Origin of the sequence: Nitrosovibrio tenuis (assembly GCF_900109785.1) — a bacterium.
Classification (GTDB): domain Bacteria; phylum Pseudomonadota; class Gammaproteobacteria; order Burkholderiales; family Nitrosomonadaceae; genus Nitrosospira; species Nitrosospira tenuis_A.
The window spans coordinates 566,145-578,527 of the sequence record NZ_FOBH01000001.1 but is presented as its reverse complement, the minus strand read 5'-3'; the positions used below and the strand labels follow the sequence as shown (position 1 = coordinate 578,527).

The window sequence follows — 12,383 nt, the reverse complement described above, 5'->3', positions numbered from 1 at the left end:
ATTATCGTTAAAACCGGTAGTGAGCAAATGCCTTGTTGGCTTCGGCCATACGGTGGACTTCCTCGCGTTTCTTGACTGCACCTCCGCGGCCCTCGGCTGCTTCCGCTAATTCACCAGCCAGTCGAGCGCCCATCGATTTTTCGGCTCGTTTTCGTGCGGCATCCCGCAACCAGCGCATTGCTAAAGCATTACGCCGGATCGACCGCACCTCTACTGGAACCTGATAGTTAGCGCCGCCTACACGCCGGCTCTTTACTTCCACCATTGGGCGAACGTTAGACAGTGCCTGTGTAAATACTTCCACCGGATCCTTGCCGGTTTTCTTCTGAATTTGATCCATAGCGCCGTAAATAATTCGTTCCGCTACGGATTTCTTACCCCGCGTCATCAGTACATTGACGAACTTCGCCACCTCGGTATTATGGTATTTGGGGTCAGGCAAAATTTCGCGTTTCGGTACTTCTCTCCGTCTTGGCATTTTCTAACCTTGAGATTTAACTGTTTAGCCTGGCTTCAGTTATCAGTTGAGTATTAATATTGGGCACAACGCACAAGCTGCTCTTTAAGCCGCTTTGGGTCTTTTCGCGCCATATTTGGAACGGCCCTGCTTGCGGTCTTTTACTCCGGCGGTATCCAGACTACCTCGTACTGTGTGATAGCGAACACCTGGCAAGTCTTTAACGCGACCGCCCCGGATCAATACAACCGAGTGTTCCTGCAGGTTGTGACCCTCACCACCAATATAACTGGACACTTCGAAGCCGTTCGTCAGGCGTACCCGTGCAACTTTCCGTAAGGCCGAGTTCGGTTTTTTTGGTGTAGTCGTATAAACTCGGGTGCAAACGCCTCGCTTTTGAGGACTGTTTCCTAACGCCGGCACCTTGCTCTTCACGCGCCTTTCCGCACGAGGTTTACGTACTAACTGGCTGATTGTCGGCATATTATCCCTTAAAAAACAGGACCAAGATAAAGCTGTCCCGCTGCCATTGAATTCGATATTCCGCCCATACGCAATACCAATACTACTGATACTTCTGAGCAGGGGCGGCAAAAAGACTGCGAATTTTAGGGGGTTTGGATAGACATGTCAAGCCACGACCACTTTACTTCAAACGAAGTCAGGCACATGTCATCCATATGCGACGAACCATGGCACAACCCCATCGGGAAGTGCACATCAGTTGCAACTATAAATTGACCACTGTCGTGTGCTGTACCAACCGAGCCATAAAACTGAGTGTTTACAGCCGAGAACTACCCTACCTCAAAATTGAGAATGTATTCAGGTTGCTTAGCCCACGACGGCGCGGCCCTCTCGCCGCTTCGCGGTGAGCGCGTGGTTGCCCAACTTTTTCAATACCTCCCATGCCGGTCCCGGGAATTTGTGCAGCTTCACCATCACATCCTCAAGTGCTGCGAGAAACCAATCCACATCCGCTTCACTGATATTCAGAGGCGGGAGTATTTTTATAATAGGCATGGCGTGGCCAGCCACCTGAGTAAGAATGCGATGATCGTCGAGAAGCGGAAGGACGATTGCCTGGGCAAAGAGATTTTCATCCATCTTATTGACCATGGCCCAGGCTGCCCTGAGCGACATCGATTCCGGCTGTCCAAACTCAATGGCAATCATCAACCCCCTCTGACGCACACCCTTCAGGAATTCGAAACGCGGCACCATCGCCTCGATGCCGTTGCGAAAGCGTGCGCCGAGTTCGAGGGCACGACCGGGAAGATTTTCATCGTCCAGGACCCGGAGGGAAGCCAGCGCCGCTGCCATTGCCATGTTTCCCATACCGAAAGTCGAGGCGTGGACGATTGCGCGATGCATGCCGTCGTAAACGCTATCATAAACGGCGCGACGAGTAATCGTCGCCCCCACCGGAATATAACCACCGGAAAGCGCCTTTGAAAGACAGATGACGTCGGGTTCCAGGCCCTCGATCCATTGGCTGGCCAAAAAACGTCCCGTGCGCCCCATCCCTGATTGCACCTCGTCGCAGACCATCAATGTGCCATACTTCCGACAAAGACTCTGTGCGCCAAGAAGATACTCGTCACTGGCGATGTTGACGCCCTTGCCTTGGATAGGCTCAAAGACAAAGGCCGCGACATTGCCCCGGGCTAGCCGTGCCTCAAGACCCTCCAGGTCACCAAGCTTCACTTCCGAACTATCCGGAAGCATGGGATCGAAACCTCTGCGAAAACTTGCTTCTCCGTTTAACGAGAGGGAACCCATCGTGAGACCGTGAAACGCTTTCGCGAGATGGATCGTGGTGGGTCGGCCTGTATGGGCGCGTGCAAACTTGATCGCCGCCTCGATGGCTTCGGTTCCTGAATTGCTGAAGTAAACCATATCCAGACCGGGTAGCATGCGCTTCACAAGTTCACGCGCCAGCACGGCGGCCAGGGGCGGAGCGTCGAAACCAACCCATCCCGGAAAATCGGAGTCCAACACCTGCTGCATTGCGTTGCGGATGGCAGGATGGCGGCGGCCGAAATTGAAAACACCCCAGTTGGTCAGAAAATCCAGATAACGTGTACCATGTTCATCCCAAAGATATGGGCCTTCGCCGCGCACCCAGGTGCGGTTGAAACCAAGCGTGCGCAGTACCTTGACGAAGACCGGATTCACATGTTCTTCGAAAAGCTCGAAGTTTTTGCCGCGAGTCTCGGCAACTATTGCATTGATATCAATTGGCATAACTCGGATCTTCCATTTTGTATTGATGAGCTCGCAATATGGACCGCTGATCTCAAATTAAATCCGGACTGTGATGCGTCATAATGCCAACTGCTGATTCCCTGTATCTTCCTGACGCAACTCATGACTCTCCTCGGTACTTAACACAAGTCTCTGCTTTTTGCGCGTATTGTGGAAAGTCAAGCCGGTCCCCGCGGGTATAAGCCGCCCGACGATAACATTCTCCTTAAGGCCACGTAGATCATCCTTCTTGCCCATGATGGCCGCCTCGGTCAGCACCCGCGTGGTTTCCTGGAAGGAAGCCGCGGAAATAAAGGAATCGGTAGAAAGTGACGCCTTCGTAATGCCGAGCAGCATATACTCATAGGTGGCAGGCTCTTTATTCTCCAATGCCACCTCTTCATTTTCCGCCAGCAGATCCGCGCGTTCGACCTGTTCGCCAGGGATGAATCGGGTATCACCGGCATCTACAATTTGTACCCGGCGCAACATTTGCCGGACGATAACCTCAATATGCTTGTCGTTGATCTTGACACCCTGGAGACGATAAACATCCTGAACTTCGTCGGTAATATAACGAGCGAGCGCTTCGATACCCAAAAGGCGGAGAATATCATGCGGGTCGGCCGGTCCGTCGACAATGCTTTCTCCCTTGTTCACGACTTGACCGTCGTGCGCAGTGACGTGCTTGTCCTTGGGAATCAGATACTCATGCGAAACCCCGTCCAGATCGGTAATGACCAGGCGTTGTTTGCCTTTGGTGTCTTTACCGAATGACACGATCCCCGTAACCTCCGCCAGCACACCCGCATCCTTCGGTGAACGGGCCTCAAACAGCTCCGCAACGCGAGGCAAACCACCGGTAATATCCCTCGTTTTCGAACTCTCCTGTGGGATGCGGGCCAATACCTCGCCGACGCTGACCTGCTGTCCGTCCCGCACCGTAATAACAGAGCCCACTTGGAATGTGATATTGACAGGGAGATTGCTTCCGGCGAGTCTAACCTCCTTGTCATCTTCATCCAGAAGTTTCACCATCGGCCGCAAACCCTTGCTTTGAGCCACGCCGCGTCGTTTCGGATCGATCACCACAAGGGTGGACAAGCCCGTCACTTCGTCGATCTGCTTGGCAACGGTCACGCCTTCCTCAACGTTCTCGAAACGAACTTTACCGGCATATTCGGTAATGATGGGACGAGTATGCGGGTCCCAGGCGGCCAGCACCTGCCCAGCCTTTACAGCTTCCCCGTCGCGAATCAACAATGTTGCGCCATAAGGCGCTTTGTGGCGTTCGCGTTCGCGGCCGTTATCATCATATATCACGACTTCGCCACTACGCGAAATTGCGATCAGTTCGTTGCGGGCGTTGGTAACATAACGCATCGTAGCCGAATAACGCACAATCCCATTTGACTTGCTCTCCACCTGACTTGCTACCGCGGTTCTGGAGGCAGCACCCCCAATGTGGAATGTGCGCATGGTGAGCTGAGTGCCGGGTTCACCTATCGACTGGGCAGCAATAACCCCTACCGCCTCTCCTACATTGACAGGGGTACCTCGTCCCAGGTCGCGCCCATAACATTTTGCGCACAGACCATAGCGCGTTTCACAGGTAAGCGGGGTGCGAACTTTTACTTCATCTATACCTAAAGACTCAATCATATCCACCGCACTTTCGTCCAACAAGACGCCAGCGGGATACATCACGGTCTGATGCTCCGGATTGATTACATCGGTAACGACGACTCGTCCGAGTATCCGTTCACGCAGAGCCTCAATGACTTCGCCCCCTTCTACCAACGCTTTCATCAGTACTCCATTACCCGTCCCACAATCGTCCTGGGTCACAACCAGATCCTGGGTCACATCCACTAAACGGCGGGTAAGATAACCCGAATTGGCGGTCTTCAGTGCCGTATCGGCCAAGCCCTTCCGAGCTCCATGGGTCGAGATAAAATACTGCAGCACGTTCAGCCCTTCACGAAAATTCGCGGTAATGGGCGTTTCGATGATTGAGCCATCGGGCTTGGCCATCAATCCCCGCATTCCCGCCAACTGACGAATCTGGGCAGCGGATCCGCGCGCACCTGAATCGGCCATCATATAAATCGAGTTGAAGGATTCCTGTGTCAGTGACTTGCCTTTTTCGTCGTTCTTGGTTTCCCCAGTTAGCGGATCACGTATCGGCTCAACGCCGAGCTGATCCATCATAGCCTTGGCCACCTGATCGCCAGCACGACCCCATATATCCACCACCTTGTTGTAGCGTTCTCCTTGTGTCACCAAACCCGACGTATATTGAACTTCAATCTCCTGCACCTCCCTTTCGGAAGCACTGATAATGGCATCCTTCTGCACCGGCGTCAGCATATCGTCCAGGCAGATCGATATACCGGCGCGAGTCGCGTAACTGAAACCGGCATACATCAGTTTATCGGCAAAAATTACCGTCTCGCGAAGGCCACAGCGGCGGAAACTGGCATTAATAAGCCTTGAAATTTCCTTTTTCTTGAGGACTTTGTTGATGAGGGGAAAGGGAAGCCCGGCGGGCAGGATTTCGGACAGCAGCGCTCGTCCTACGGTAGTATCGTAACGGGTGGTCTTCTCGCGGCGCTCACCGTCAGCGTTGATTTCGTATTCCCTGATCCGCACCGTGATTCTGGCGTTCAGCTCGATGATGCGGCTCTCATAGGCGCGGGATACTTCACTGATGTTGGAAAATAACATCCCTTCGCCGCGCGCATTGATTTTCTCCCGCGTCGTGTAATACAGTCCCAGCACGATATCCTGCGATGGCACGATAATCGGTTCACCGTTTGCTGGCGATAGGACATTATTGGTGGACATCATGAGGGTGCGGCATTCCATTTGCGCTTCCAGCGAGAGCGGCACGTGAACCGCCATCTGGTCGCCGTCGAAGTCGGCATTGAATGCTGCACATACCAGCGGATGCAATTGAATAGCCTTGCCTTCGATCAGCACCGGCTCGAACGCTTGTATACCCAGGCGGTGCAGGGTTGGCGCCCTGTTTAGCATTACCGGGTGCTCGCGGATGACATCCTCCAGAATATCCCAGACGATCGGGCTTTCGTTTTCCACCTCGCGCTTGGCCGCCTTGATGGTGCTGGCTATGCCCATGATTTCGAGTTTGTTGAAGATGAACGGCTTGAACAATTCCAGCGCCATTTTCTTCGGCAAGCCGCACTGATGCAGTTTGAGTTGCGGACCCACCACAATCACCGATCGTCCGGAATAATCCACCCGCTTGCCCAGCAGATTCTGACGAAAACGCCCGCCTTTGCCCTTAATCATGTCGGCAAGCGATTTTAGCGGCCGCTTGTTCGCGCCGGTCATGGCTTTGCCGCGACGGCCGTTATCCAGCAGTGAATCCACCGCTTCCTGCAGCATGCGTTTCTCGTTGCGTACGATGATTTCCGGAGCTTTCAGCTCAAGTAGACGTTTCAGCCGGTTATTTCGGTTAATGACACGGCGGTATAGATCATTCAGATCGGAAGTGGCAAAGCGCCCTCCATCCAGCGGCACCAAGGGGCGCAACTCGGGCGGCAATACCGGTAGTACCGCCAAAACCATCCATTCCGGCTTGATACCGGATTTGTTGAACGCCTCCAGCACCTTGAGGCGCTTGGCGATCTTCTTCATTTTGGTTTCCGAACCGGTTGTTCCCATCTCGCGGCGGAGATTATCGATCTCGACCCGAATGTTCAAGTTACTCAACAGGTCGCGAATACCTTCCGCACCCATGCTGGCGCGAAAATCATCCCCGTATTCTTCCGTTTTCGCACGATAGTCGTCATCCGTCAACAACTGGCACCGCAGCAGAGGAGTCATGCCGGGATCCGTCACCACATAAGCTTCGAAATAGAGCACGCGTTCGATATCACGCAAGGTCATATCCAGCACCATGCCCAGGCGCGAGGGCAGCGATTTGAGAAACCAGATGTGCGCTACCGGGGAGGCGAGTTCGATATGACCCATGCGCTCACGCCGTACCTTCGACAGCGTGACTTCCACACCGCATTTCTCGCAAATGACGCCGCGATGCTTCAAGCGCTTATATTTTCCGCACAGACACTCGTAATCCTTTACGGGACCGAAAATTTTCGCGCAGAATAACCCGTCGCGTTCCGGCTTGAACGTGCGGTAATTGATGGTTTCCGGTTTCTTTACTTCACCATAGGACCACGAACGTATTTTCTCTGGCGAAGCCAGACCGATCTTGATTGAATCGAACTCTTCTTTCTGGGTAACCTGTTTGAATAAATCAAGCAGTGCTTTCATTTGTCACTCCTGTTGATCAGGGGTCGATACATAAAAAATTTACCGGTACTTTAAACACGGAAGCGAAAAATACAGAGATTCCGTGCCGCTATATGAATGCTAATGCCGGTCTAAATCGATATCCATCGCCAGCGAGCGGATTTCCTTCACCAATACGTTGAATGACTCAGGCATGCCGGCATCAATTTTGTGATCGCCCTTGACAATACTTTCATATACTTTGGTACGCCCGTTCACATCGTCCGACTTAACGGTCAACATTTCCTGCAACGTATAGGAGGCCCCGTACGCTTCCAGTGCCCACACTTCCATTTCTCCAAAACGCTGACCACCGAACTGGGCTTTTCCGCCAAGCGGCTGTTGGGTTACGAGACTATAAGGACCGGTTGAGCGCGCGTGCATTTTATCGTCCACCAGATGATGCAGCTTCAGCACATGCATATAGCCCACTGTGACAGGGCGATCAAAAGCTTCACCCGTCCTTCCATCGTAGAGGGTCACCTGTCCGGACCGGGGGAGACCGGCAAGCTCCAGCATATCCTTGATCTCACGCTCGGTCGCACCATCGAACACAGGGGTTGCGAAAGGCACGCCCTCCTTGAGATTATCAGCCAAATCCAATATTTCTCCATCAGTAAGTGAAGCGATATCCTCTTGCCGCCCGCTGGTGTTATAAATCTTGTCGAGTAATACGCGGACCTCGGCGGCCTGGCTGCCAGCGTGCAGCAGATTACCGATCCGGGTGCCCAGGCCTTTCGCCGCCCATCCAAGATGGGTTTCCAGAATCTGGCCAACATTCATGCGCGAAGGCACGCCCAAGGGATTCAGCACCACATCGACCGGTGTGCCGTCAGCCATGTAAGGCATGTCTTCCACGGGCACAATCTTCGAAATGACACCTTTATTACCGTGGCGCCCGGCCATTTTATCCCCCGGCTGCAGGCGGCGCTTCACCGCAACATAAACCTTGACCATTTTTTGCACGCCCGGCGGCAATTCGTCGCCTTGGGTAAGCTTCTTCTTCTTCTCTTCGAAAGCAGCATCGAACGCCTTGCGTTTCTGCGCCAGACCCTCTTCGATCTGCTCGAGCTGCAGGCTTGCCTCTTCCTCGGAAAGCCGGATATCGAACCAGTGATGCGGATCAACGCCGTCAAGATATTCCTTGGTAATCTCCGCGCCTTTGGCAAGTTTTTTAGGGCCGCCGGTAGCAGCCTTACCTATGAGCAAGCGCTCGATACGCTTGAAGGCGTCGGCTTCGACGATTCGCATCTGATCAGCCAGATCTTTCTTGTAACGTTTCAGTTCGTCGTCAATGATCTGCTGGGCACGCTTGTCGCGCTCGATTCCTTCCCGTGTAAATACTTGTACGTCGATAACGGTTCCCGAGATGCCGGATGGCACACGTAGCGATGTATCCTTCACGTCGGAAGCTTTCTCGCCAAAAATAGCGCGTAACAGCTTTTCCTCAGGCGTCAACTGGGTTTCGCCTTTGGGAGTGACTTTCCCCACCAGCACATCGCCCGCTTCCACTTCGGCGCCAATATGGACTATGCCTGAAGCATCCAGGCGTCCGAGCTGCGCTTCCGACAAATTGGAAATATCGCCCGTGATTTCTTCCGTTCCCAACTTGGTATCACGGCTCACCACGGACAGCTCTTCGATATGAATCGAAGTAAAACGATCTTCAGCAACGATACGCTCTGAGATAAGAATCGAGTCTTCGAAGTTATAGCCGTTCCATGGCATGAACGCCACCAGCATATTCTGCCCCAAAGCCAGTTCACCCTTGTCGGTAGAGGCACCGTCAGCGACCACGTCGCCGCGCGCAATAACGTCACCCACCTTTACCAGGGGACGCTGGTTGATATTAGTGTTCTGGTTGGAGCGGGTATATTTAATTAGGTTATAGATGTCCACGCCCACTTCGCCGGCGCGTGTTTCGGTATCGTGCACGCGCACGACGATACGGCTTGCATCCACGTAATCGACCACGCCACCCCGCACCGCCTGGACCGCTGTCCCGGAATCGACCGCCACAACACGTTCGATACCGGTGCCAACCAGAGACTTTTCAGCGCGAAGACAAGGGACTGCCTGACGCTGCATGTTGGAACCCATCAGGGCGCGGTTTGCATCGTCATGTTCCAGAAACGGAATCAATGAGGCAGCGACCGATACGATCTGCGCTGGCGCCACGTCCATGTACTCGATTCGGTCCGGTGTCGCCAGGGTAAATTCATTCTTATGGCGACAGGAAATGATCTCGTTGGTGAATTTACCATTGCGATCCAGCTCGGCGTTTGCCTGCGCTATCACATACTGACCTTCTTCGATAGCCGACAGATAGTCAATTTCATCCGTTACCTGACCGTTTTTCACCTTGCGGTAGGGGGTTTCCATGAAACCGTATTCATTGGTGCGCGCATATAAGGCCAGTGAATTGATCAGGCCAATGTTCGGGCCTTCCGGCGTTTCGATCGGGCAAACACGACCATAATGAGTGGGGTGGACATCGCGCACCTCGAACCCTGCGCGCTCCCGCGTCAACCCGCCCGGTCCCAACGCAGACACTCGTCGTTTATGGGTAATCTCGGAAAGCGGATTGGTCTGATCCATAAATTGCGATAACTGGCTCGAACCGAAGAACTCGCGCACCGCGGCGGAGACGGGCTTCGCGTTAATCAAATCATGCGGCATCAGGTTATCCGACTCCGCTTGACTGAGCCGTTCCTTAACCGCTCTTTCGACTCGTACCAACCCGGAACGGAACTGGTTTTCCGCCAGTTCACCGACAGAGCGCACGCGGCGATTGCCAAGGTGATCGATATCATCAATCTCACCGCGGCCATTGCGAAGCTCAACCAGGATTTTAATAACGGCAGTGATATCCTCATTCGACAGCGTGGTTGCCCCGTCCAATTCGGTTCTGCCGATGCGGCGATTAAATTTCATTCGCCCAACCACCGAAAGATCGTAGCGCTCAGGCGCATAAAATAATCCGTTGAATAGCACCTTGACAGCTTCTTCGGTGGGTGGTTCACCTGGACGCATCATTCGATAGATGGCCACCTGCGCCGCCATCTGGTCAGCGGTCTCGTCTATTCTAAGGGTTTGTGATATGTATGCGCCCTGGTCAAGATCATTCGTATAAATTGTCTGAATCTGTTCTATATTTGCATCGTGCAGCTTGGCAAGCAGAACTTCGGTAATCTCGTCATTGGCCAATGCCAGCACTTCACCTGTTTCTTTATCTACCACGTTGTGGCCCAATATGCGCCCCAACAGAAAATCTTCCGGTACCGCCAGTTTATCAATGCCTGCCTGCTGCATCTCACGGACGTGCTTGACGGTTATACGCTTGTCTTTCTGAACAATAACCTTGCCATTCTTGGTGACGATATCGAAGCGCGCAATATCGCCTCTCAACCGTTCCGGTATGAGTTCGAACAGGATCTCTTTTTTTGATAAATGGAAGGTATCGAAGGAAAAGAAATCCGCAAGAATCTGCTCCGGAGTGTAACCGATCGCCTTCAGTAAAACGGTAATGGGCATCTTACGGCGACGGTCGACGCGGAAATAAAGGTAATCCTTGGGGTCGAATTCGAAATCGAGCCAGGAACCACGATAAGGAATGATACGTGCCGAAAAAAGCAATTTACCGGATGAATGCGTTTTGCCGCGATCATGTTCAAAAAACACCCCTGGTGAGCGGTGCAATTGGGACACAATCACGCGCTCGGTGCCATTAATGACGAACGAACCCGTGTTGGTCATGAGCGGAATCTCACCCATGTAGACTTCCTGTTCCTTGACTTCCTTTACAGTCGGCTTGGACGCTTCTTTGTCCATAATCGTCAACCGTACTTTTGCGCGCAAGGGTGAAGCATAGGTAAGCCCGCGCTGCTGGCATTCCTTCACATCGAACGGCGGAGCACCCAGCACATAATTGACAAAGTCGAGACGCGCATTCCTGGAATGACTCTCGATCGGAAAAATGGACATAAATGCTGCCTGCAGTCCCTGATTGGCGCGACGATCAGGCTCAACTTGAGCTTGCAGAAACGCTGCGTAAGACTCGATTTGTGTAGCGAGAAGAAAGGGGATCGGCAAAACGCTCGCGCGCTTGGCGAAACTCTTACGGATACGTTTTTTCTCGGTAAACGAATAGCTCATGGAATCTCTCCGGGAGGTCAGAGGACGGATGGACAGAAAATGGGAGCAGAGTACCTGATTTTAGCTACCGTGCTGAGTGTTCTACCGCACATTGAATGCGGAAATCCAAATGTGGAAAAGCCAGAGCCTGGCGGCGTCGTTGACGCCGCCAGCTCGACTTATTGCATTACTTTTACTTAATTTCAGCGGTCGCACCGGCTTCGGTGAGTTGTTTCTGGATAGCTTCAGCATCAGCTTTGGGAATGCCTTCCTTGACCGGCTTGGGCGCGCCATCCACCAAGTCTTTCGCTTCTTTCAAACCAAGTCCGGTAATCGCGCGCACGACCTTGATAACATTAACCTTGCTGTCTCCTACGGCAGTAAGCATCACGGTAAATTCCGTTTGCTCTTCCACGGGGGCCGCGGCTGCACCTGCCGCGGGAGCAGACGCTACAACAGCAGCGGCGGCAGCGGAAACACCAAACTTCTCTTCCATCTCCTTAATTAGCTGGGAAAGTTCCAGCACAGTCATGTTTGCAATCGCTTCCAGAATTTCTGCTTTGGCTATAGCCATGTTCTTCTCCTGATAAATTTAAGCTTATGATCGTATTACGGTTCTTATGTCCTAAACGGCGCGAAACTAGACTAGGCAGCTTCCTTTTGATCACGGACGGCTGCGAGGCCACGTGCGAAACGGGCCGGCACTTCGTTGAGGGTGCGCACGAAATTGGCAATGGGTGCCTGCATGGTGCCCAACAGCTTCGAAAGAAGCTCGTCACGGCTCGGCAGCGCGGCAAGGCTGGCAATCTCTTTACTGGACATTACCAAATTTGGCATTGCACCAGCTTTGATCACAAATTTGTCGTTACCCTTGGAAAACTCGTGCAGCACCTTCGCTGCCGCTACGGGATCACTTCCGATGCCATAGGCCAACGGTCCCACCATATGGTCGGAAAGCCCGTTAAAAGGTGTTCCGCTTATCGCGCGCCGTGCTAGGGAATTTTTAAGTACGCGAAAATATATTCCCGACTCCCGTGTCTTGGCACGCAACTTGGTCATGTTTCCCACTCCCAGCCCGCGATATTCCGCGATGATAATAGCCTGGGCTTTCGCCACCTGGGCACTGACCTCGGTGACCACCGCTTTTTTCTCTTCTAAATTTAGACCCAAGGTTCATTCTCCATCAGTTAAAATACGGCGTTGAGCTTTAGTTTCGGATAATCTGATC

The 12,383-nt window shown here is 53.0% G+C and carries 7 protein-coding genes; all 7 read right to left on the bottom strand.

Annotated elements, in window-relative coordinates; all coding sequences use genetic code 11:
- Positions 1-7: 7 nt before the first annotated feature.
- The 7 genes from rpsG to rplJ all read right to left on the bottom strand — a co-directional run bounded on the left by rpsG (position 8) and on the right by rplJ (position 12,325).
- Positions 8-478 carry a 30S ribosomal protein S7 gene (gene rpsG, locus BMX00_RS02505; RefSeq protein ID WP_090826716.1) on the bottom strand — a complete coding sequence of 157 codons (471 nt, stop codon included), beginning with the start codon at positions 476-478 and terminating at the stop codon, positions 8-10.
- Between the two features lie 84 nt (positions 479-562).
- Positions 563-940 (bottom strand): 30S ribosomal protein S12, encoded by a 378-nt coding sequence (rpsL, locus tag BMX00_RS02500; RefSeq protein WP_090826713.1) that lies wholly within the window; start codon positions 938-940, stop codon positions 563-565.
- A gap of 351 nt (positions 941-1,291) precedes the next feature.
- Positions 1,292-2,704, bottom strand: a complete 1,413-nt coding sequence (locus tag BMX00_RS02495; RefSeq protein ID WP_090826711.1) for an aspartate aminotransferase family protein — start codon at positions 2,702-2,704, stop codon at positions 1,292-1,294.
- A 78-nt stretch (positions 2,705-2,782) separates the two neighbouring features.
- Positions 2,783-7,003, bottom strand: a complete 4,221-nt coding sequence (rpoC, locus tag BMX00_RS02490) for a DNA-directed RNA polymerase subunit beta' (RefSeq protein WP_090826708.1) — start codon at positions 7,001-7,003, stop codon at positions 2,783-2,785.
- A 99-nt stretch (positions 7,004-7,102) separates the two neighbouring features.
- A complete protein-coding gene (gene rpoB, locus BMX00_RS02485; protein WP_090826706.1) occupies positions 7,103-11,176 on the bottom strand; it encodes a DNA-directed RNA polymerase subunit beta in 4,074 nt (1,357 codons plus the stop codon).
- 172 nt (positions 11,177-11,348) lie between these two features.
- Positions 11,349-11,729: a 50S ribosomal protein L7/L12 gene (rplL, locus tag BMX00_RS02480; protein WP_090826704.1), complete on the bottom strand. Its 381-nt coding sequence runs from the start codon at positions 11,727-11,729 to the stop codon at positions 11,349-11,351.
- Between the two features lie 71 nt (positions 11,730-11,800).
- A complete protein-coding gene (gene rplJ / locus BMX00_RS02475) occupies positions 11,801-12,325 on the bottom strand; it encodes a 50S ribosomal protein L10 (protein ID WP_090826702.1) in 525 nt (174 codons plus the stop codon).
- Positions 12,326-12,383 lie beyond the last annotated feature (58 nt).